The sequence below is a fragment of the Butyrivibrio sp. genome, assembly GCF_015056685.1.
In the GTDB taxonomy this organism is placed as follows: Bacteria; Bacillota; Clostridia; order Lachnospirales; family Lachnospiraceae; genus Butyrivibrio.
The window spans coordinates 19,299-41,105 of record NZ_SVFW01000002.1 but is presented as its reverse complement, the minus strand read 5'-3'; the positions used below and the strand labels follow the sequence as shown (position 1 = coordinate 41,105).

The following is a 21,807-nucleotide window of genomic DNA, read 5'->3' as shown; positions in this document are numbered from 1 at the left end:
TTAATTACCTCCATTATCTATAGCTACAGCTAGTATTTTTTTAGTTTTGTCACTAATTTTATAGGAACAACTGATTCTATATCCGGGAACCCATAAACAATGGTTTCCATCTGCAAGAATCCACACGTTATCTCTTTCGCTCACAGGAATTTTTTCGTCTGTCATAAATTTGGATAGTTTCTTCTTTTTGACAGCGCCATTTTGCTCTATACAGATATAATCATCCGGCTTCCTGTGCCTAAAAATAACTTCTTGTATTCTATCACAATCAAACCATTTAGTATATGTATCTCTCGGAATAGATGTTTCTCCATTATACGACATTATGTCAATTGTTGCGACACCAAATCGGGGAATGTTCAGTTTGTATTTTTGGCCAATTTTAAGTTTCTTAATAACAAGCTGATCATCCAAATTTCCGCCGTCATTATTTTCAATATTTTCCAAAAAAGATAATTTATCGTAGCTTCTTACTGCCCTTATATTGTACGGCAAATCAAGGCTTGCTGATCCATCTGTTCCAGCAATCAGTGTAAGTACTGCATCCACGTGCCTCGCTGTTATATCCTTTCTGTTCGGAGTAAGCTCCTCAAAACATTTAAGAATAACGTACCTCTTTATTATCTCCGGCTCGACACCTAGTTTTTTTAGGTCAAGCTCTATTTTGCCATTGCCTTTTTCAGATACATTATTAAATGCTTTTTCTGCCTGGTCTCTGATATAGTCCTCAGCCATGGCAAAATCTTTTGTCGCCCTGTAAATGTGCTCAACAGCTGAGCTATTAATTTCTTTTTCTACATAAGGAATGACTTTATTTCTCAGCTTGTTTCTTGTGTGGATATTTTCAAGATTTGTGGCATCTGTGCAAAAAGAAATCTCTTTTTCCTTAAGGTAATCCTCGATTTCATCTCTTGTCACGCACAGCAGGGGCCTTATTATGTTATCTCTGACAGGCCTTATTCCACCGCCGCCGCGAAGTCCGCTCCCCCTGAAAATATTGTGGAGAAAGGTTTCAGCTACATCGTTTTGGTGATGAGCAATAGCGATCTTGGCTGCGCCTTCACTTCTCACTAATTGAGAAAAAAAGTCATAACGAACTATTCTTCCGGCTTCCTCCTCGGAAAGTCTGTTATCCTCTGCAATCTGCGGAACATCTTCTTCCAAAAGGTGATATCTGATTCCTCGCTCTTCGCAAAATCTTCGGGTAAAGTCCGCATCCTCTCCGGCTTCTTCTCTGATTCCGTGATTTACATGGGCTGCAATAAGCTCAATCCTTAGTATCTCTTTTAGTGAAAAAAGAACCGTTATAAGAGCGGTTGAATCCGCACCTCCGGAAAAGCCAACGATTACCTTATCGCCGGCCTTTACCATCTCATTGTCCCTTATGAAGTTTAGTACTTTGCTCTCAAAATTATTCATTCTTTTCTCAAATTAAAACGCAGACCCCTTACGAATCTACGTAACGATGTCTGCGCTGGTTTCAATAATTAATTATTTGCCTTCATTTCTAAAGATTATTTCTCCTGGATAAACAAGTCCAAGCTTGTCTTTAGCTGTATCTTCTATATATTTACGCGTCTGTGTATATCTCTCGAACTCCTGAATCTCTTCTGTTCTGGCATGCTCTGCATCGATCTGCGCCTGGAGCTCCATCTCCCTCGCCTGATACTCGCCAGCTTTCTGCATAAGTCCAATACTCTTGATAGAAACTACGGTCACAAGAATAAGGACTACAAAACTAGCCCAGAGAATACCAACTCTGTTCTGAGAACGACGCCTCTTATAGCGTGCTCTGGTTGCCATATCGTACCCCCACATAATGCGGAATCACATAAATTCTCTAAATACATTCTAATACACTATTAAATCGACTGTCAAATATATCGATACAGGTTTGTTACATCCTCTTTGTGGATTGTTTCCTGGACGTCGAGCACTTCTACGCTGACGTCCTTGTTTCCAAAGTTGATGGTTATCTTGTCGCCGACCTTTACATCTACTGATGCTTTGGCAGGCTTTCCGTTTATCTGAACTCTTCCCGCATCGCAGGCTTCATTTGCTACGGTGCGTCTTTTTATTAATCTTGTTACTTTTAAGTATTTATCTAGTCTCATTTAATTTTCTCCTGATGCCTCACTAGCTGCGTCGCTGGCTGTTTCTGAATCATTTGTTGTTTTACCTGTACTTGAGGAGTCGGTCTGTGAACTATCGATATCCTCTTTTGAGGTTTCTGTCGTATTTGTTGTTCCTTCAGTAGAAGTTTCTTTTGTGGTTTCTTCTGTCGCTGCGCTCTTACTCTCTGACCCCTTATCCGAAGTAGAACTTGTAGAAGCACTTGATGCTCCTGAAGAACCGCTCGAACCGGATGAACTTCCTGAAGAGCTACTAGAACTTGCATCCGAACTTGATGAACTGCTTGAGGATGAGCTTGAAGATGAACTACTTGATGAGCTGCTTGCAGAAGTAGCTGATGAGCTGCTGTCTTCACTCTTCTTTTTCACCATATCAGCAAATCCATAGGATACATTGTCTTCGCTCTTATCTATTTTGATCCTGTAGCTTATGGTCTCATATCCGCTTCTTTTTAGTATAACTTCATGATTGCCGGATACTTTCTGAACTCTTGTAGGAATCACGCCCACATAATATCCATCAAAATAAAGCTCTGCATCAACAGGTTTATCAAAGTAGATATAGTATCCGTTGATAACCTTGTTTGAAGAATCGCTTGAGCTGTTGCTGCTGACAGTTGAAGCCTTGGATGCCGCAGATTTCTTTGATATAAGTTCATTGGCATTTGCCTTCTTTACGGCCAGACTTGATTTGGCTGTGCTGTTATCCACAGTAGCATTGTTTATAGATAAAGAATTGGTTGATGCTTCCTCACTATCTGAATCTTTTTCAAGTTCTATGCTTACGATAGACTTGGCTGTACCAACTTTAAGGTATCTGTTCTGCGTGATATAGCCCTCAGCCATGATCTTGAGATTGTGGTAACCATACTGAATAGTCTGTGGCACACCTGTAAGTACCTTCTGCCCATCTACAAAAACCTCAGCTGTTTCCGGAACTATCTCGAAGGTTACAAGGCCCTCTTTTGGCTTATTTATGGTTATGTCACTGGTATCAACTACGGTTTCCTGATTTCTTGTAATGTTTACTTCAGACTGATAATTGGCACCATTTCCAAGTATCTGAAGATTATACTGCCCTTCAGGTGCACTAAGCAGCATGTTGGGGGATATCTTGTGTATCACCTCATTGTCCAGCTCTATCCATGCGCCCACAAGGCTCTGCTCTTCGACTACATCTGAGGAAAGGCTCACGTAACCATGTCCTCCGGTTACTACTACGCTGTATATTTCGCGGCCTATGCCAGATACTTTTATCTTATCGGTAGAAAGAATATTCTCAGCAATAGCAAGCTCTCCATCTGCAAGTACAAGAGCCTTGTTATCTATTCTGTAGACTTCATCTTTGACACGTGCTGTTCCGTCATTTCTGACAAGCTCATGATCTTTGGTGCTGTCCACTACCCATGCATCTTTTGACACATTGAGCGTTGTGATGTGCTTGGTGCTCTTCAAAAAAGTAACATCAACAATCTGACCTGCTTCCAGCATCTGCGCAGAAAGAACTGTTCCTCTGGCATCATACATCATGCTGGTGTTGTCATAATCAAGCGTATAGGTCTTCCCTGTTGCATGATTTCTAAAACGGATCTGTTTCTTTTCAGTGTCTATTGACCTTATGGCCGCAGTATCCGCAGAATCGTATTTACCAACCATTGATATGGTTACTTTATTTGTAGTCACAGCTAGTACGCTTGTTGATGATGACAGCATTACTGCCACTGCCATACATAAAGCTGTACCTATCCTGACTGCACATCCAAAGCTTCTCATGATCTACCCCTCATTTATTCTGATCCTTCAAGAAAACTTTTTAGGCGCTCCGGCTCTAACAAATAGTCCTTGCTGTTATGTTCCGGATTGTCGAGAACGTCCTCCAGCATTGCCTTGAGAACAGTCCCAATGGCCTTTCCCTGGGAAACACCTGCTCCCATAAGGTCTTTTCCATTAACAGCAAGATCCTTAATATATATTGGTTCCTTTTTTTCCAGTATTTCTTTATAAATACTATTTGTGTCGTCTATCAGTTTAAGCTTCTCTTCTCTATAAAACTCGCTCTGTGCAAGTGTGTCTGCATATCTGACTTCTATGAACCTCGGAAAATCATCTCCGATCCTGTTCATAGCCCTTCTTACATTTCGCGGCGTAGCAGGAAATCTGTCGTCGTGATATCTGATCAGATTGCAGGTCCTGTCCATTGTATCCCTGTCAAATTTCAGCCGTTTAAAAATCTCTTTTGCCATGGATACACCGACCTCGGCATGGCCCTTGAAATGTGATATTCCGTTACTATCTATACTCATTGTAACAGGTTTTCCCATATCATGCATCAGCATTGTAAGCCTCAAAATCCTGTCAGCGCGCACATTCTGCACTGACTTCATGATATGTTCTCCCACATTATACATGTGATGCGGGTTATTCTGGGGCGTTTCCATACACCTGTCAAATTCAGGAAGTATCACCTTTGTGATGCCAAGTTCATAGGCTGTCATCAGCCTCTCAGGATGATCAGATAAAAGAAGCTTCACAAGCTCCGTCTGTATTCGTTCTGCGCTGATGTTTTTTAGTGTATCAGCCAGCTCGGAGATCGCATTCTTTGTTTCATCCTCTATTGAATAGTTGAGCTGTGCTGCAAATCTTACAGCCCTCATGATCCTAAGAGCATCTTCAGAAAACCTTTCTTTTGGATTTCCAACGCATCGGATAAGACCTTTCTCTATATCCTCCATTCCTCCGAAGCGATCGATTATGCCTTCCTCATCATTGTAGGCCATGGCATTTATCGTGAAATCCCTTCTTTTCATATCTTCAGTGAGGTTTTTGGTAAAAGTAACTTCACTTGGATGTCTGGAATCCTCGTATTTCCCGTCTATTCTGTATGTAGTCACCTCATAGCCTTCTTTTCCAACCATGATAGTGACAGTGCCGTGCTCGATTCCTGTGTCTATAGTTCTTTTAAATAACTTTTTTGTATCCTGTGGAAGCGCATTGGTCGTTATATCCCAGTCACCGGGAACTCGTCCCAATATGCTGTCTCTTACGCATCCGCCAACTGCATAGGCCTCAAATCCTGCCTCATGAAGCCTGTCCAATATCATTTTTACATTATCCGGTAATTTGATCTTCATACCTTCATAATAGCTTAATAAACCGAAATTGTGAAGAATTCACTGGGATTTTTAGGCAGTTGGTTATATACTTGTCTTATAACTATGAGGACACAAAATGAAGTACAAATATGATCGTAAATTGTTCGTTGCCGCGGCTTTTGCCCTTCTATTTGCTTTGCTTATTCTCATGGGGTCCTTTTCAAATATTGAGACTCCATTTTTAAACACCATAATAGACCTTAATGATAACTGGCAGATTTCGTTAAACGGCAACGTTTTTGATTCACATAATCCGTCCAAGACAAATATTGGCGTTATAGACGAGGGTGATGTTGTTGAACTGACAACTACTTTACCCTCTATTTCAGATTACGCTGATCCTTGTCTTTCTTTTTATGCAATTCACTCGCTGATAGAGGTAAGTATAGATGATGAAGTCATCTATTCCTTCGGCCAGGAAGCCTATGAAGAGGGCAGAACTGTTCCCAAGACCCACACTGCTATTCCATTGAAAAGAGAATACAGCGGCAAAACCCTAAAAATATCCCTGACAGGCGCAAAGGCTTCTGCATTTTCAGGATTATCTTCATTTTTCATAGGTGAAAGAAAAGACACTTTTGTCGGTGGCATCATTGTGAGAAGGCTCAGCATCTTGTCGGGAATTTTCCTGATATCTCTTGGCTTTTTGCTTATTATTCTCTCCCCTTATCTTTTGTTTTATCACAATAACGACACCAGGCTTGTCTTTAGCGGCTTTATTTCTCTATTTCTGGGATTTTATATAATGTCCTATTACGGCCTTATAGACCTTCTTATCGGGAATCCAACTCTCAACACTATTTGTGAGTATGTCTCGCTTTATAATATCCCGACCTGCATATTGGGCTATTTGATGTCGGTCTTTTCCGGTAAAAAGAAACAGCTTTTCCGTTTTATGTTTATCACGAACTTAACTTTATTCTTTATCATAGTTATTCTCCACATCTCACAGGCTGTGCGTTTTACAGACTTTACAATGCCACTACACACTTTAGCCGCCGTGGAAAGTTTGATTGCTATGTACCTCATAGCCAAGAATCTTATCAATAAAAAGACATCTTCAGATAAAAAATTTCTTTTGTCTGATTCTATATTCCTGTTAGGGCTCTCGATCTTCATGATCGCATCCCTGATAGACATTGTGATCTACAACTATAACAAGTACTTCTCTGCTGCAGGTGAAGCTAATTCTGATATAACCATAACCACAATAGGCGCACTGATCTTTGTGTCCTGCCTCCTTATCAGTTACCTTTACTACAATATTTACAGCAGTAACTTTGAAACCATGCAGAGTCATATTGTCAATCTCGCTTACACCGATGCACTGACAGGACTTGCCAACAGAGCACGCTGCGAACAGGTAATGGCTATTCTTTCAGAAGACCGCAGCACATATATTATCGTGAGCCTTGACCTTAATAAGCTAAAGCAGGTAAATGATACTCTTGGCCACCATGAAGGCGATCGCCTTATCGTTGGTTTTGCGACTATTCTTTCCGAGTGTTTCTGGGATGCCAATCTTATAGGTAGAATGGGCGGTGACGAGTTCATTGTTGTAATGACTGATGAACACGCACTTAATTGTACAAAGAGAATACATGAACTTTACAATATAATCTCAGAGTGGAACAGCAAGGAACAGTCCTTCCAATACAGCGCTTCTTATGGCTATGCTTACAGCTACGAAGTGCCAAACGGACTCGCCAGTGAAGTGTACATGCTTGCTGACTCCAGAATGTATGAGATGAAAAAAGAACATAGAAATGACAACAGGAAGGAGGTAGAAAATGCGTAAACTTCTATCCTTCTTGGGACTTGCAATCGCAATATTAGTGCTAATAACAGTTTTCTCTCTCCAGTTTTTCAAGATCACTCCACAATCCAAAATGGAAACGCTTGAAAACGGGTGGGTTGTAATGTACCGAGGTCAGCGCTACATAAATACTAACCTTGAACGACTTAGCGAGCAGGTTGGCTACACCTTTTCAAGAGGCGACATAATAACTCTTAACATGAACAAGCCTCTTCAGGATCTTGAATGTGATTTTCCTTACCTGTTCTTCAAAACGCAGTTTTGCGCCTATGAAGTATTTCTCAACGACCAGCTGATCGAAGCCTCAGACCTTGATGCTCTGGACTCCAACAGATTCGTGGGTACAGGTTACAATATGGTTCCCCTCGGAGAAGACTATGTTGGAAAAAAACTAAGTATTAAACTCTACGTTACAGAAAACAGCACACGAGTTGATATGGTAAGTCCTGCTATAGGAAGCTTTGACGACCTGGCCAGACGACTTATCTATGGCGCTTTATTTCCTCTGTTCACCGGTGTTTTCCTGATTCTTTTTGGACAGGTATTTTTAGTTATTTCTCTTACATTTTACCTTAGGACTTCAGGTGTAAGGGTACAGATCATCAGCTCTATCATCAGTGTATTACTGGGATTTTGGATAATTACAGCCTTTGATGTGTCCGGTTTTATGATAAATAAATCCGCAGCAACGCTTATTTCCTACGGTTCCATTTATCTCATAATACCTTGCATTTATCTTTTGCTTAATGAACTGCACAAAAGGCAGGACAACACCATACTCAGGATAATGGGCTTTTCAACCCTTGGCTTTTCTGTGCTGTTTATTATTCTGCACATACTGGGCTTAGTACATATAAATCATTTTATTTATCCCTATTATCTGCTGTCCTTTGCAGGAATACTGATCTTTCTTTATTATGTTTGGACGGACATCCGCAGTCGCAAAAGAAATGCCTCTGTAAACATTATAATGCTGGGCTTATTCGTCCTTAGTATGTGCCTTGTTTTGTATGTTGGAATCGCCCTTTCCATGAAACTTGTTGATTACAGACAGAGCTTTTTAGCCACTATATCGATTCCTACAGGCGCCATATTTTTTGTGATTACTCAGCTCCTCAACTACTTTATTTTCATGACTCATTCTTTTGCTCAGAGAAAAGAATATGCTTCTCTTTCTCAGATTGCTTTTGAGGACACCCTCACAGGCCTCTTTAACAGAGTAAAAAGTGATGAGAAAATGGCTGAACTGGACAAGACTACAGATGATTTCTGTTTGATAAGTCTTGATCTAAATGGACTTAAAGAGGTAAATGACAACGCCGGACACCCCGCAGGAGACAGGCTCTTAAGGTCTTTTGCCAATGCTCTTTATACAACATTTAATTCTATAGGAACCTGCTACAGGATTGGCGGCGATGAATTTCTTGTTATTACAAGTACTACAGATAAGGCAACCATAGATTCACTTCTTCAGCAGCTTGATAAGAAACTGTTAGATCTCGATGAAAGCGATCCTGAGATCAACCACAGCGTCTCCTATGGCTATGCCTTCCGTTCAGAGACTTCAGAAAATGAAGCCCACGCGGCATTCATGCTGGCCGACAAGAAAATGTACGATTATAAAAGAAAGTATTATTCTCATATGATGAAAAGATAAAAATAAGCATACAAGATCAGCAAAACGCTAATCCTGTATGCTCATTTTTTGTTTATTACTTAAAGCTTTATTTAAACAGCTTTACTATCTGGTCTGCCTTATTCATAAGGTCTTTGTATTTTTCACTGTCTATGTCCTTTATCCAGCTATTTTTCTGGGATAAAGAGATCTCGCTGTCATCAGCAATTTCTCTGGAATTGTACTCTCCATAAGTTACTGTCGGCTCATCTTTAGTGATGCCACCCCAGCCTGAAAAACGCTCAGGAGCAACTGTCTTATCCATCTTGCAGTCAAGAAATACTGTCTTCGCCTCATCTCTCCAGGGTCTTCCAAGAAATACCGAAGCTTCTTCGCAGCCATCTTCACCTTTTACAGTGCAGTTCCTGAATACAAAGCCAAGATCATCCTTACTTCCACAGGCAGCTGTGATATAACCATTTATGAATCTTTCGCCATTGTCTTCACCATGAGGCTGAAGCTTTCTGTTATTGCACTGAATGAAGCAGTCATCAAATACTGCATCCGCTCCACCAAAGATAAAGTCCACATCACCGTAGATCTCACAGTTTTTGTAATACTGTTTTGTCTTTTTTCTGGGATTTAAAACTCTTGGTCCCATAAAGCCATTTTTTTGTCTCTCAGTAAGTGGAAGCGGCGCACAGAACAGTGTATCCTGGCAACCAGTCATCTTCACATTTTCAAAATAACACTCATCTGCATCGGCATAAACAGCAAGCGCCTGACCATGTTCAAAGCCGCCACCTACTGTATTTTTGATGGTCATATTCTTTACAACAACTCTTTTGCCTCCAAAAAAGGCTGTTGCTGTACGGAATGTACCACGCTTGGATCCATCTTCCATCTCTTCAAAGGCACCATCATCAAACTCAATGATTGTCTTATCAATGCCTTCTCCGATGAAAGTTATGTCTGACTTTTCGCAGAAAATCTTTTCCCTGAATGTTCCCTCTCCAATGTGTATTACATTCTTCTCTTCATATGTTGCTGCCTGTATAGCCTCTGTAATCGTGGAATAATCTCCACCCTGTTTTTTTACGTTAATCTCAAGCATTGTTTTTCCCCGGATTAATATGCTCTTCCCCAATAAACCATCTTTGTAGCAGGTTTTCCACAAACCACGCAGGTTTCTGAAAGTTTTTCCTGCTCAAATGGGATACAACGGCTGGTTACGTTATAATCTTCTTTGATCTTGTCTTCACACTCGCGGCACCCACACCACATAGCTTTTACAAAGCCCTTTGTCTCTTTGAAGGCTTCCTCAAACTCTTCTTTGTTGTGTGCTGCAAATGTGTGTGCCTCAAGGTGCTTTTTAGCTCTGTCGAACATATCCTTCTGGATCTGGTCAAGGAGCTCGCCTACCTTTGCAGGTACATCGCTTATAGCACATTCGATCTTTTCTCTTGTGTCACGACGAACAAGTACGCACTTTCCTGCTTCAAGGTCCTTTGGTCCGATCTCGATACGAACCGGGATACCTCTCATCTCCTGCTCTGAGAACTTGTAACCAGGTGTTCTGTCTGTATCGTCTGTCTTTACTCTGAATGCTGAAAGGCTCTTTGCAATATCGTAAGCTGCATCTAAAACGCCTTCCTTCTTCTGCTGGATAGGAATAACAACAACCTGGATTGGAGCGATCTTAGGAGGTACTACAAGTCCTGAGTTGTCTCCATGAACCATGATCATAGCTCCGATTGTACGTGTTGTAAGTCCCCATGATGTCTGGTTTACATAATGAAGCTTGTTATCTTTTCCTGCGTACTGGATTCCAAATGCCTTGGCAAATCCATCACCGAAGTTATGGCTTGTAGCACTCTGAAGTGCTCTTCCGTCATGCATAAGAGCTTCTACTGTATATGTAGCCTCAGCTCCTGCGAACTTCTCTTTGTCAGTCTTCTGTCCCTTGATAACAGGAATAGCCATATCGTTCTCAAGGAAATCAGCATATACGTTAAGCATCTGCTGTGTGCGCTCTTCAGCCTCTTCGAATGTTGCGTGAGCTGTGTGTCCTTCCTGCCAGAGGAACTCTCTGCTTCTAAGGAAAGGTCTTGTCTCTTTTTCCCAACGAACAACGCTGCACCACTGGTTTAATACCTGTGGAAGGTCTTTATATGAATGAATCTCTCCCTTGTAATAGTCACAGAAAAGAGTTTCTGATGTAGGTCTTACACAGTATCTCTCTGCAAGTGGCTCAAGTCCGCCATGTGTAACCCATGCTACTTCAGGAGCGAATCCTTCAACGTGATCTTTCTCCTTCTGAAGAAGTGACTCAGGAATGAACATTGGAAGGTATGCATTCTGAACTCCTGTCTCCTTAAATCTTGCATCAAGGTGCTTCTGAATAAGCTCCCAGATTGCGTATCCTGCAGGCTTAATTACCATACATCCCTTAATGTTAGAGTAGCTAACCAGGTCAGCCTTGATACATACGTCTGTGTACCATTGTGTGAAATCCTCATCCATAGATGTGATTTCAGCTACAAGTTTCTTGTTGTCTGCCATTTTTCTTTCTCCTTTTAATCTATGAAGTGGATACGAAAATTAATGTAAAAAAGCCTTCGCATCCCTATAAACAGGGACCGAAGGCTAGTCGGCGGTACCACCCTATTTAAATCTGCATTCAAAAGCAGATTTCACTTCATTGACACCCTTAACGCGGGAAACGCTGTGTTTACGCATCATCGCAAAAATGTTTTCACACAGGACTCCAAGGCAGGTTCACTTAGCTATCGTAAGAGCTCGCACCATCCGCTCTCTCTCTGAAACGCTTTGCTAAATTACTATTCCTCTTCAACGTCTATAAATATGTTTAAAAATGATTTTATTAACATTTAACTTTATTGTCAAGTTATCTGTTAAGCTCGCTGGTAGGCCCTACTGCTTTATGATTCTTAATAATACTATCAATTTCTCTAAGGTCACTTGCAGGAAGGTCTCCTGGAATTGTGTTCTTTACACTAGATGTAGCATTACCGTATTCAAGGGCTTTTTCTACATCATCATACTTAAGAAGTCCATAGAGAACACCTGAAACATAGGCATCACCTGAACCAATTCTGTCGATAACATCGATGTCCTTATAAGGCTGCTCTGTGTAGAACTTATCCTTAGTTGCGTCATATATTGTGGAAGTAAAGTTATGCTTCCTTGGGCTTATTACTTCCCTCTGAGTTGTGCATACTACCTTAACAGGATATTCTGTTGTGTAGCTCTTCATGATGTCTGCAAGATCGCCCTCTTTCTGCATCATGCGGCGTGATGTCTCCTCAGAAACAAAGAGAATATCTACATATGGCAATATGTGCTTAATGGCTGCTCTTGCCTCTTCTTCACTCCAGAGATTAGCTCTGTAATTGCAGTCAAAAGAAACCAAGGCTCCGCCCTTTTTAAATCTCTTAATAAGTTCTGTTGTGACCTCGCATGTATTCTTATTAAGTGCAAGTGTGATTCCACTTGTGTGGAACATTCTTGTTGATGTATAAACATCCTCAGGGATCTCTTCTAAAGAGATCTTTGTCATAGAAGAATTCTTTCTGTCATATACAATAGAAGGCTTACGTGGAGCTGCGCCGTTCTCATAATAGTAGATTCCAAGTCTGGCATCATCAGATTCATCGTAGATCAGATAGTCATCAGAAACGCCCTCAAATCTGATTCTGTTCTTAATGAATGTTCCCAACGCATTCTGGGGAAGCTTGGAAATTACGCCGGTACGAAGTCCCAAGAGAGCAACTCCGGACGCAACATTAAGCTCTGAGCCACCGGCTCTTTTATCAAAAACATCGCCTCTTGTCATTCTCTCATAATTAGGCGGTGACAATCTAAGCATTATCTCGCCAAGTGTTATCAGATCAAAATTTTTTTCTCCCATTTCAAAAGCCCTCCTTACTATATTTTAAATCATAAATCCTGAACTCCAAAAATGAAAGTGCTTACATCTTGAAAATCTTGCAAATACTGAATGTTTAGAGTCGTTCATTTTTTTCCACTTTTTGTATCATGTAAGCACTTACATAGTATACAATATTAATGTATCATAGCATCATCAGTTGAGAGCTGATACTTAATAAGCCGATTTACGTTCGCCATAACGTATTTCCTTTATAAAAACCTCTAACACGAAAAGAAGACTGTCCCCAACAGTCTTCTTTTACTTTATACAAAAATATTCTTTTTTGCGAGTGGCATTAAATCCATAAGTGCCCATACCTTTGGATAGATCTCGGAGTATTCGCAAAGACACAGTAAATATAAAATAATGCGCCTTGTTTTCTTTCATGATTATTCAAAACAGAAAACAAGGCTTTTATTTTATCTTAACTGTCTCTATTGCTCATACTAAATCGCTCTATCCAAAGGTATGGGCACTTATGGATTTATGGTTTACTACACATATAAAGACTAGTACTTTTGCAGGAGCAGCTTTTTTTACATTAAGCTTATTACCTTTCTTTCCTTGATTGCATTTATATCTTTTCTGTATTCGTCTGATACTTCTCTGATTGCTTTACCGCCCGACTTTATAAGCGTAACCACATTTTCAAATTTGGTTTCACCAGACATACCATAGTTTATCTCATTCCCTATCTGGATTATTCCATGCCCGAAGGCGTATGTAGTTGATACCCGCCTCAGATAGAGTTTTGAAAACATCCCTGTTCCTGTACGTCAAAGCCATAATCTATACTCCTTAAACCATCGTTCCATTATATCTTTTGCCTTATAAGCTGAAAACAATAATAAGCAAATAAGAATAATGAAACCAAAACGCCTGCAGGATAACCTACGTCAGATCCTAGCTTAAGCCCCTCATCAGCCATAAGGATGTAGGTTACGCTCACAGCTGACATGAAGGTTGCCGGCAATGCCGTATAAAGACTGACTATTTTTCTTTTTTTATGCTTCAAAAGATATGCTGTGCAGACCCAGAGTGAAATCATTGCAAATGTCTGATTGCTCCAGGATGTGTATCTCCACAGTACGTTAAAATCAAGCTGTGAAATAATCGCTCCTAAAGAAAGTAAAGGTATGGTAATTATCAGCCTGTTTTTTATGGGCTTTTGCTGTAGTCCTGTGATTTCTGCAAGGATCAGTCTGGCCGAGCGAAACGCAGTGTCTCCTGATGTTATAGGACAGACAATGACTCCGATTATTGCCAGCACGCCTCCTACCTGTCCCAAAAGGCCACTTGATATTTCATATACTGTACCTGCCTGACCATGTGCTGTTATGGCACTATTTAGCGCTCCTGTCACCCCATAAAAAGCAACTCCTCCTGCAGCCCAAACAAGGGCAATCACGGATTCCGACAGCATAGCACCATAAAACACTTTTCTTCCAAGCTTTTCAGAAGTAACGCATTTTGCCACCATCGGTGACTGAGTCGCATGAAAACCCGAAATAGCGCCGCAGGCAACAGTAACAAACATAAATGGCCATATCGGAAGCCCTTCCGGATGTAAATTGGTAAAAGATATTTCGGGAATTCTGTAGCCTCCTGAGATAATACCCACCAGAATTCCCAGTGCCATTGTTATAAGTGCTGCACCAAACACAGGATAGAGTTTTCCAATGATCTTATCGATGGGAAGCAACGTCGCGAGCACATAGTAGATAAGTATAATTATAGTCCAGAACCGGTTTCCGAATATCGCCGGGGTCAGCCTGGCAAGAAGTGCCGCAGGAGACGTAATAAAGATTGTTCCTATAAAAATCAACAATACAATTGAAAACACCCTGACAGCCCATTTTGCCAATTGTCCCAGGTATATCCCGCTAAGTTCAGCAATGGATGCTCCGTCATGCCTCTCAGAGATCATTCCGGTCATATAATCATGAACGCCACCTGCCAGTATTGCTCCAAAAACAATCCAGAGGAAAACAACCGGTCCAAAGCACGCTCCCATGATAGCGCCAAAGATCGGTCCGGTTCCCGCTATATTAAGCAGCTGCACCAAAAAAGCTTTCCAGGCCGGCATTGGAATAAAGTCCACACCATCATGTTTCGTGTAGGCAGGTGTATTACGCTCATCCGGGTCGAATGCTCTTTCAATTATCCTTCCATAGATGAGGTAACCAAATATTAACACAACAAACGAAATAATCAGCGAAATCATTTTCACCTCCGTACTCATATCCTTTGCTACATCGTGTAGCATAGTCTGGAATAAGTAAATTATTATTGCTCGTGATAAATGTACGCTCAAAAACCGTGCCTCGTGCTACTGCAGTAGAAAAAAATATCAGTCACTTTCATGTAAAATCATATACTTTGTAACAGCGGCACAATGGATAGCGGCCTCTTCCTCGAACTGTTCGTAGGACATTTCCTCCGAATCATCTGCCTTGTCTGAAATAGCTCTGATGATGACAAAAGGCGTATTATTCAGATAACATACCTGCGCTATAGCCCCGCCTTCCATCTCGCAGCATAGTCCTCCAAAAGTAGAAATAATATATTCTTTCTTCTCTTTTGAAGCTATAAACTGATCTCCGGTGCATATTCGCCCTTCAAAGACATTTATCTCGGGTGCAGCCTCTTTTACTGCATTCACTGCATCTTTTACCATTGATTCATCTGCCGGAAAGGCTACAATACCATCCACATCCGTTTCACCCGGGGCATACCCTAATGGAGTTAAATCAAAATCATGCTGCACTGCCTCTGATGATACGACAATATCGCCTATATCTATATCAGCATCCAAAGAGCCTGCGACACCGGTATTGATTACTTTATCTACGTCAAAGTTTTGTATAAGAAGTTGTGCGCAGATTCCGGCATTCACTTTTCCGACTCCGCACTTAACAATGATCACATTTTTTCCTTCAAGTTTGCCTTTGTAAAAGTCCATCCCTGCAATCGTGGTAACTATCTTATCTGTCAATTGATCTTGTAGGCTGGAAACCTCCTCATCCATCGCACCTATAATGCCTATCACCTCACGTTTCTCAGAATTCGATCCGCAGCCGCACATTATTAAAGCTACCATCAATACGCATGTCATGACCTTAAGTATCTTTTTATTCTGCATAGAGTGAATCCATCCTTCCTAATTTATTTGTGTCTTATTGCTCCAGAATGTGGCTCCTTCTCTCCTGTTCTATTTTGTTCTATTCTTTTTGATTCCAAGAACTGCCCATCTGAAGAATGGAATCTTAGATATCAGCTCAAATAGTATAAATGCAACGACAAATGCAGAAACTAAGCTTAATACATAAACCAGTGCTGGCGGAAGAATATGCCGCGCGCCTACTTCCACAGCAATGATTGATATTCCGAGATAGTGAAAGATATATAGTCCCCAGCTGTGTCTGCTCATCCACGATGTGAATGCATTGGTAAAATCAAGGAACCTTGCCCCTACCGAAAGAAATGCAATAGAAGCAAAATATCCAAAGAACGTATATAACGGATACCTGTTCACAGGTACATCTGCGTAGTTTTCCCCAAAGTAGCGAACCGAAAATGCAATCCCCAAAACAACCGCAGCTATTATAAAAGGCAGGCACCACTTCTTTATGATTTCAATTACCTCATCATGGGAAAAGACAAAGTATCCCAGCCAAAAAGCCATCCCATAATAACCGAATCTGTAAACACAGATGATAGGTGTATTAAGAATCTGCGCTGCTCCAAATACCGGAATAGAGAACAGAATGATTGCTATGATATTTGTTCGCGATCCCAGTTTCCAGAGCCTGTCTCTTTCAATCTTTCGAATCGCAATCAGTACAATTGAGAATACCCAGAGCAGTTGTATGTACCACAGAACTCCTATGCCGCTTAATACCATGATAAAAAATGCGACCGACGTGGGCACTGTCTTCATCATATTCATGGCATCTGTCGATCTGGTATTGAAGTATCCCTGAATAAACTGAAAGGCAAAAAGACCTATCGTTGAGGGAACAAGCAGCTTGGTAGTCCTGCTTCTTAAAAACTCCTTGTCCGAATGATTAGAAAGATAATATCTGGAGCTGATACCCGATACCATAAACAGAAGGAACATAAACCACGGATGCGTCAGATATTGGAAAACGTCATAATACTGCACCTCAAGTCCTGTAATATTTCCCACAACACCGGGGATGCCTTCCGCATTATACATATAGATAACATGGTAAACAACTACAATTACTACCGTGATCCACCTTATATTGTCGAGGTAATGTTTTCTCATATCCGCCACTTCTCATTCTTCAAAACCACGTAAGTTCTTTCAAGCATACTTATATTAAGTACCGCGAATATCAGCAGGTAAAATGGCATGATGCCAATTTCAATATGCATTTACGTGATTTTGGCTCATTGATTCTTAAACCAAATATACCATATTGCGTTTATATCTTTTGTTAAAAATGTATAAACACCCTAATTAGTCATGCACTTTACAGCATTATTAAATAATCACCTTTCCCTATATCCAAATGATATTTCAGGCTTTCATCACAAAAATTTTATAATCTGTTCGATTGAAACATTTGTTCGACAAGTGTATTATATGTAATACACAAACACTTGTTCGTAACGTATATTCGATATTTGTTATGAGGAAATGCTATGGAAACAGATTATAAGATTATTGCAGTGGACTTTGATGGAACGCTTTGCTATAGCAACTGGCCGGATCTGGGTGCACCCAATAAGACACTAATAGAATATCTGATTAAAGAAAAAGCTGCCGGAAATAAGCTCATCCTCTGGACCTGCCGTGCGGGGCAGGCGCTGATGGATGCCACAAGATGGTGTGAGGACCACGGTCTGTCTTTTGATGCGGTCAATGACAATCTGCCTGAGATAGTAGAGCTTTATGGAAACAACAGCAGGAAGATCACCTGTGACCTGTATATTGACGACAGAAGTGTCTATATCGATGCTATGGGAAATCTCCAAGGAGCTGCATTATGAATATCTTTATAAGTGTAGTAAACCATAAATCCAGAAGTGCCCATACCTTCGGATAGATCTCGGAGTATTCGCAAAGACACAGTAAATATAAAATAATGCGCCTTGTTTTCTTTCATGATTATTCAAAACAGAAAACAAGGCTTTTATTTTATATTAACTGTCTCTATTGCTCATACTAAATCGCTCTATCCAAAGTTATGGGCACTTCTGGATTTTATGCCACTCACTAGAAAGTATAGTTTAAGATGTCATGCTTTCCTTGACTCATCTCTATCATTGTACTTAGATAAGACTACACTTCCGGTCTTTAATGTCTCCTGAACATCAATTACCCTCTGATTGGATGATCCCCTAAATCTAAGCATAAGATCTTTTTTATCAAGAATAAACTCACCGTCAACAAGTATATCTATATTTTTTAGTATATCATTAGTATCTGAACTATGGCATCTCTTATTAGATTCATCATTTAGTTCTTCCCAAGTATAACCGCTGTATATCCAAATTGTTTTTTGGGGAAGCTCTTCTTTTATCCTATTTATAAATGGACATAGCACTTTCTGATTAACAACTTCCATTGGTTCCCCACCAAGAATAGTTATTCCATTAATATAGGCAGGTTTCAATGACTCAATTATTTCATCTTCCACTTCTTTCGTGAACAGCTCACCATAATTAAAGTCCCAGGTCATCTCATTAAAGCATCCCTTACAGTGATGCGTACAACCAGATACAAATAATGAGGTCCTGCACCCAATACCATTTGCAACATCTGTATATATAATCTGCCCGTAATTCATAATATACCTCTCTGATAAGCGATAAGCCGGGATTTCTCCCGGCTCTTCACTTTTTTATATAATAAACTTTTTCATACTCGTATTAACTGCATTTTGGGTTTGACATATGAAGAACTCGCTCTTTGATTTCCTGAGTTCTGCCCTGGTTCCAGAACTGTGTTCCGATATAACCACATGTACGTCTTGCAACGTTCATCTTGTTCTGGTCACGGTTTCCGCAGTTAGGGCACTCCCAAATAAGCTTTCCGTCTGTATCTGTAACGATCTTGATCTCTCCGTCGTAACCACAGCACTGGCAGTAATCTGACTTTGTGTTGAGCTCAGCATACATGATGTTTTCATAGATGTACTTCATAACTGAGATAACTGCCTCAATGTTGTTGTTCATGTCAGGAACTTCAACATAGCTGATAGCTCCGCCAGGTGAAAGGGCCTGGAACTCAGATTCGAATTTAAGCTTTGTGAAAGCATCGATCTGCTCTGTTACATGAACATGATAGCTGTTTGTAATATAGTTCTTATCTGTTACTTCAGGAATGATACCAAATCTCTTCTGAAGGCACTTAGCAAACTTATATGTTGTTGACTCAAGTGGTGTTCCATAAAGTGAGAAAGAAATATTTGTTTCAGCTCTCCACTTTGCACACTTGTCATTAAGGAACTGCATTACCTTAAGTGCAAAGTCTTTTCCTCTAGGATCTGTGTGAGATACACCCTTCATATATTTTGTACATTCGCAAAGACCTGCATATCCAAGAGAAATTGTTGAATAGTTGCCAAAGAGCAGAGGATCAATTTTCTCTCCCTTAGCAAGTCTTGCCAAAGCTCCGTTCTGCCAGAGGATTGGTGCTACATCTGAAGGAGTTCCAAGAAGTCTGTTATGTCTGCACATAAGTGCTCGTTTGCAGAGCTCTGTTCTCTCTTCCATAAGCTGCCAGAACTTCTCTTCATCCTTGTTGGATGAGCATGCAACGTCTACAAGATTTAAAGTAACAACGCCCTGGTTGAAACGACCATAATACTTGTGATCGCCTTCTTTGTAATTCAAAGCATGTGCCTTATTATCTTTGTTGCAAAGACCTTCTGCTACATTCTCGTTATCAGGTGTAAGGAAGCTTCTGCATCCCATGCAAGGATATACATCGCCGCCCTTTAATTCTTTCATCTTCTTAGCTGAAATGTAGTCAGGAACAAGTCTCTTGGCTGTACACTTAGCAGCAAGCTCTGTCAGATACCAGTACTTTGAATCCTCGTGGATATTGTCCTCATCAAGAACGTAGATAAGCTTAGGGAATGCTGGTGTAATAAGCTGTCCCTTCTCGTTCTTAACACCAAGGATACGCTGCTTGAGCATCTCTTCGATTACCATAGCAAGGTCATCTCTTTCCTGACCTTCCGGTACTTCGTCAAGATACATGTAAACTGTAATAAATGGAGCCTGTCCATTTGTTGTCATAAGAGTGATGACCTGATACTGAATTACCTGGCATCCTCTTTCAATCTCTTTCTTTACTCGCATCTCTGCGATCTCGTTTACCTGCTTCTTGTTGATCTTCATTCCGGCAGTTTCAAACTCAAGAGCAACTTCTTTTCTGAATTTCTGTCTTGAAACATCAACGAATGGAACAAGATGTGAAAGAGTAATACTCTGTCCGCCGTACTGTGAACTTGCAATCTGAGCTATTGCCTGTGTTGCAATATTGCAGGCAGTTGAAAAGCTCTTTGGTCTCTCGATCATTGTTTCAGAAATAACTGTTCCGTTCTGAAGCATATCCTCGAGGTTTACAAGACAACAGTTGTGCATATGCTGTGCAAAGTAATCTGAATCATGGAAGTGGATAATTCCCTCTTCATGTGCCTTTACAACGTCTTCAGGAAGAAGGAATCTTCTTGTGATATCCTTAGATACCTCACCTGCCATGTAATCTCTCTGCACGCTGTTAACAGTAGGGTTCTTGTTTGAGTTCTCCTGCTTAACTTCCTCATTGCTGCACTCAATAAGAGACATGATCTGCTCATCAGTAGTGTTGGATTTTCTGACAAGAGCATGCTTATAGCGGTATGTGATGTATTTTCTGGCAACCTCAAGTTTACCTGATCTCATGAGGCCATCCTCGACCATATCCTGGATTTCCTCAACGCTTGCTGCACGTGTAAGTGATGCGCACTGACTCTCTACAGTTCTCTCAATATCGCTTATCTGTCCAGCTGTAAGCTTTTTTTCGTCGGTAACTTCGTTGTTTGCCTTCTCAATAGCAGCTATGATCTTATCGCCATTGAAGATCACTTCTTTACCGCTTCTCTTAATTATTTTCATAAGAACCCCCTTCTAAAGTTTAAAAATTCTTGGTTTTTTCCCATAAATTAGACATGTCTATCATCTAGCAATAAACATGTCGGTCTTTTAAAAAAAATCACTATATGTTGTGGTCGTAACTATATAATAATACATTATATAGATTAATTCAAGGTCTGTTTTTGATCGATTTTTCGTACCTCTTCAAGCCTATTATGCAGTCTTTTCAAGTGTTCCAGCGTTTTTTCATCATTAATTTCTCTTCCAGAAAAATAATATTTTGTATCACACAATATATTGTGGTACTCATCAAAATATACTACCCTATCTGGATCATCTGAAAGCTGAATTCCTGCAACATCAGCTAAATGCCTGATAGTTCCAAGGTTTCCGTCTATGAGCAGAGTGTCATCACCAAAGTATTCCTTATACAAAGGCTTGAAATAGTTAAAATGTGTACACCCAAGCACCAATGCAGAATAGTCATCTTTGTCATACTCTGAGAACTGGCTGTTTATATACTCTCTGACTTGTTCTGACTCAAACTCTTCTCTCTCTGCAAACTCCACAAGTCTTGGCATTGGAAGAAGATCTACTCTATGGTCCTCATCTACCCTGTGAAGCAGATTTTTTAGTTTATCTTCCCTGATCGTAACAGGCGTAGCGATAACCATTATACGCTTTTTATCTGTTCCTTCAACGGCAGGTTTTACAGCTGGCTCCATCCCCAGTATTGGCAGGCTATAACGCTTTCTAAGTTCCTTTACAGCCACACTGGTAGCGGTGTTGCAGGCTATGACTATAACGTCAACGCCCTGTTTTATGAGAAACTCTGTTATCTCTATTGCGTAGCCAAGTATCTGTTCCTTAGTTTTTAATCCATAAGGAACATGCTCCGTATCTGCGTAAAAAATATATTCTTGTCCCGGCAACTGGTGGTAAGCTTCATGAAGAACAGACAAACCTCCTATGCCAGAATCAAAAATGCCAATCTTCATTATTTTTTCCTCTTTTGTTATACTAAA

Annotated in this window: 19 protein-coding genes and 1 other annotated feature; of the genes, 3 read left to right on the top strand and 16 right to left on the bottom strand. The window is 40.5% G+C overall.

The window, feature by feature from the left end:
* The 5 genes from tilS to E7303_RS01025 all read right to left on the bottom strand — a co-directional run bounded on the left by tilS (position 1) and on the right by E7303_RS01025 (position 5,263).
* Complete coding sequence (tilS, locus tag E7303_RS01045) at positions 1 to 1,419, bottom strand: tRNA lysidine(34) synthetase TilS (RefSeq protein WP_292143441.1); 1,419 nt, start codon at positions 1,417 to 1,419, stop codon at positions 1 to 3.
* A gap of 72 nt (positions 1,420 to 1,491) precedes the next feature.
* A complete protein-coding gene (locus tag E7303_RS01040) occupies positions 1,492 to 1,803 on the bottom strand; it encodes an FtsB family cell division protein (RefSeq protein WP_292143440.1) in 312 nt (103 codons plus the stop codon).
* Positions 1,804 to 1,874: 71 nt separating this feature from the next.
* A complete protein-coding gene (locus E7303_RS01035; protein ID WP_022772257.1) occupies positions 1,875 to 2,114 on the bottom strand; it encodes an RNA-binding S4 domain-containing protein in 240 nt (79 codons plus the stop codon).
* Entirely contained in the window at positions 2,115 to 3,905 is a 1,791-nt protein-coding gene (locus E7303_RS01030) for a PEGA domain-containing protein (RefSeq protein WP_292143439.1), read from the bottom strand.
* Between the two features lie 14 nt (positions 3,906 to 3,919).
* A complete protein-coding gene (locus tag E7303_RS01025) occupies positions 3,920 to 5,263 on the bottom strand; it encodes a CCA tRNA nucleotidyltransferase (protein WP_292143438.1) in 1,344 nt (447 codons plus the stop codon).
* A gap of 97 nt (positions 5,264 to 5,360) precedes the next feature.
* Here E7303_RS01025 and E7303_RS01020 point away from each other — a divergent pair, with 97 nt between their 5' ends.
* On the top strand, positions 5,361 to 7,082 hold the full coding sequence (locus E7303_RS01020) for a diguanylate cyclase domain-containing protein (protein WP_292143437.1): 1,722 nt from the start codon (positions 5,361 to 5,363) through the stop codon (positions 7,080 to 7,082).
* Positions 7,075 to 8,757, top strand: coding sequence for a GGDEF domain-containing protein (locus E7303_RS01015; protein WP_292143436.1), 1,683 nt, complete (start codon positions 7,075 to 7,077; stop codon positions 8,755 to 8,757). Before E7303_RS01020 ends, E7303_RS01015 begins: the two co-directional genes overlap by 8 nt.
* Before the next feature lie 67 nt (positions 8,758 to 8,824).
* Here the strand turns inward: E7303_RS01015 and E7303_RS01010 are convergent, their stop codons facing one another.
* From E7303_RS01010 to E7303_RS00980, 8 genes are all read right to left on the bottom strand, one after another.
* Entirely contained in the window at positions 8,825 to 9,829 is a 1,005-nt protein-coding gene (locus tag E7303_RS01010) for a pectinesterase family protein (RefSeq protein ID WP_292143435.1), read from the bottom strand.
* 14 nt (positions 9,830 to 9,843) lie between these two features.
* Entirely contained in the window at positions 9,844 to 11,277 is a 1,434-nt protein-coding gene (gene proS / locus E7303_RS01005; RefSeq protein ID WP_292143434.1) for a proline--tRNA ligase, read from the bottom strand.
* A gap of 69 nt (positions 11,278 to 11,346) precedes the next feature.
* Positions 11,347 to 11,578, bottom strand: a binding site (T-box leader).
* 45 nt (positions 11,579 to 11,623) lie between these two features.
* On the bottom strand, positions 11,624 to 12,646 hold the full coding sequence (locus E7303_RS01000) for a sugar kinase (protein ID WP_292143433.1): 1,023 nt from the start codon (positions 12,644 to 12,646) through the stop codon (positions 11,624 to 11,626).
* 557 nt (positions 12,647 to 13,203) lie between these two features.
* Positions 13,204 to 13,362, bottom strand: coding sequence for a hypothetical protein (locus tag E7303_RS00995; protein WP_442861641.1), 159 nt, complete (start codon positions 13,360 to 13,362; stop codon positions 13,204 to 13,206).
* Entirely contained in the window at positions 13,352 to 13,453 is a 102-nt protein-coding gene (locus E7303_RS18145) for a glycosyl hydrolase 53 family protein (protein WP_442861640.1), read from the bottom strand. Before E7303_RS18145 ends, E7303_RS00995 begins: the two co-directional genes overlap by 11 nt.
* 28 nt (positions 13,454 to 13,481) lie before the next feature.
* Positions 13,482 to 14,891 carry a carbon starvation CstA family protein gene (locus E7303_RS00990; RefSeq protein ID WP_292143431.1) on the bottom strand — a complete coding sequence of 470 codons (1,410 nt, stop codon included), beginning with the start codon at positions 14,889 to 14,891 and terminating at the stop codon, positions 13,482 to 13,484.
* 126 nt (positions 14,892 to 15,017) lie between these two features.
* Entirely contained in the window at positions 15,018 to 15,716 is a 699-nt protein-coding gene (locus tag E7303_RS00985) for a 5'-methylthioadenosine/adenosylhomocysteine nucleosidase (protein ID WP_292143530.1), read from the bottom strand.
* A 162-nt stretch (positions 15,717 to 15,878) separates the two neighbouring features.
* Complete coding sequence (locus tag E7303_RS00980; protein ID WP_292143430.1) at positions 15,879 to 16,958, bottom strand: acyltransferase family protein; 1,080 nt, start codon at positions 16,956 to 16,958, stop codon at positions 15,879 to 15,881.
* A gap of 380 nt (positions 16,959 to 17,338) precedes the next feature.
* On the opposite strand from E7303_RS00980, the gene E7303_RS00975 reads away from it, so the two are divergent.
* Positions 17,339 to 17,686, top strand: coding sequence for a hypothetical protein (locus E7303_RS00975; RefSeq protein ID WP_022772237.1), 348 nt, complete (start codon positions 17,339 to 17,341; stop codon positions 17,684 to 17,686).
* Positions 17,687 to 17,934: 248 nt separating this feature from the next.
* Here the strand turns inward: E7303_RS00975 and nrdG are convergent, their stop codons facing one another.
* The 3 genes from nrdG to murI all read right to left on the bottom strand — a co-directional run bounded on the left by nrdG (position 17,935) and on the right by murI (position 21,780).
* On the bottom strand, positions 17,935 to 18,486 hold the full coding sequence (gene nrdG / locus E7303_RS00970) for an anaerobic ribonucleoside-triphosphate reductase activating protein (RefSeq protein WP_292143429.1): 552 nt from the start codon (positions 18,484 to 18,486) through the stop codon (positions 17,935 to 17,937).
* Between the two features lie 82 nt (positions 18,487 to 18,568).
* Complete coding sequence (gene nrdD, locus E7303_RS00965) at positions 18,569 to 20,803, bottom strand: anaerobic ribonucleoside-triphosphate reductase (RefSeq protein WP_292143428.1); 2,235 nt, start codon at positions 20,801 to 20,803, stop codon at positions 18,569 to 18,571.
* A gap of 143 nt (positions 20,804 to 20,946) precedes the next feature.
* Positions 20,947 to 21,780, bottom strand: coding sequence for a glutamate racemase (murI, locus tag E7303_RS00960; RefSeq protein WP_292143427.1), 834 nt, complete (start codon positions 21,778 to 21,780; stop codon positions 20,947 to 20,949).
* Positions 21,781 to 21,807 lie beyond the last annotated feature (27 nt).

Excerpts from the sequence above, each read along its gene's own strand:
- tilS (WP_292143441.1), bottom strand. The coding sequence starts at position 1,419 with ATGAATAATTTTGAGAGCAAAGTACTAAACTTCATAAGGGACAATGAG.
- E7303_RS01035 (WP_022772257.1), bottom strand. The coding sequence starts at position 2,114 with ATGAGACTAGATAAATACTTAAAAGTAACAAGATTAATAAAAAGACGC.
- E7303_RS00980 (WP_292143430.1), bottom strand. The coding sequence starts at position 16,958 with ATGAGAAAACATTACCTCGACAATATAAGGTGGATCACGGTAGTAATT.
- E7303_RS01025 (WP_292143438.1), bottom strand. The coding sequence starts at position 5,263 with ATGAAGATCAAATTACCGGATAATGTAAAAATGATATTGGACAGGCTT.
- E7303_RS18145 (WP_442861640.1), bottom strand. The coding sequence starts at position 13,453 with ATGGCTTTGACGTACAGGAACAGGGATGTTTTCAAAACTCTATCTGAG.
- E7303_RS01030 (WP_292143439.1), bottom strand. The coding sequence starts at position 3,905 with ATGAGAAGCTTTGGATGTGCAGTCAGGATAGGTACAGCTTTATGTATG.
- E7303_RS00990 (WP_292143431.1), bottom strand. The coding sequence starts at position 14,891 with ATGATTTCGCTGATTATTTCGTTTGTTGTGTTAATATTTGGTTACCTC.
- E7303_RS01000 (WP_292143433.1), bottom strand. The coding sequence starts at position 12,646 with ATGGGAGAAAAAAATTTTGATCTGATAACACTTGGCGAGATAATGCTT.
- nrdG (WP_292143429.1), bottom strand. The coding sequence starts at position 18,486 with ATGAATTACGGGCAGATTATATATACAGATGTTGCAAATGGTATTGGG.
- E7303_RS01020 (WP_292143437.1), top strand. The coding sequence starts at position 5,361 with ATGAAGTACAAATATGATCGTAAATTGTTCGTTGCCGCGGCTTTTGCC.
- E7303_RS01010 (WP_292143435.1), bottom strand. The coding sequence starts at position 9,829 with ATGCTTGAGATTAACGTAAAAAAACAGGGTGGAGATTATTCCACGATT.
- E7303_RS00975 (WP_022772237.1), top strand. The coding sequence starts at position 17,339 with ATGGAAACAGATTATAAGATTATTGCAGTGGACTTTGATGGAACGCTT.
- murI (WP_292143427.1), bottom strand. The coding sequence starts at position 21,780 with ATGAAGATTGGCATTTTTGATTCTGGCATAGGAGGTTTGTCTGTTCTT.
- nrdD (WP_292143428.1), bottom strand. The coding sequence starts at position 20,803 with ATGAAAATAATTAAGAGAAGCGGTAAAGAAGTGATCTTCAATGGCGAT.
- E7303_RS01015 (WP_292143436.1), top strand. The coding sequence starts at position 7,075 with ATGCGTAAACTTCTATCCTTCTTGGGACTTGCAATCGCAATATTAGTG.
- E7303_RS01040 (WP_292143440.1), bottom strand. The coding sequence starts at position 1,803 with ATGGCAACCAGAGCACGCTATAAGAGGCGTCGTTCTCAGAACAGAGTT.
- proS (WP_292143434.1), bottom strand. The coding sequence starts at position 11,277 with ATGGCAGACAACAAGAAACTTGTAGCTGAAATCACATCTATGGATGAG.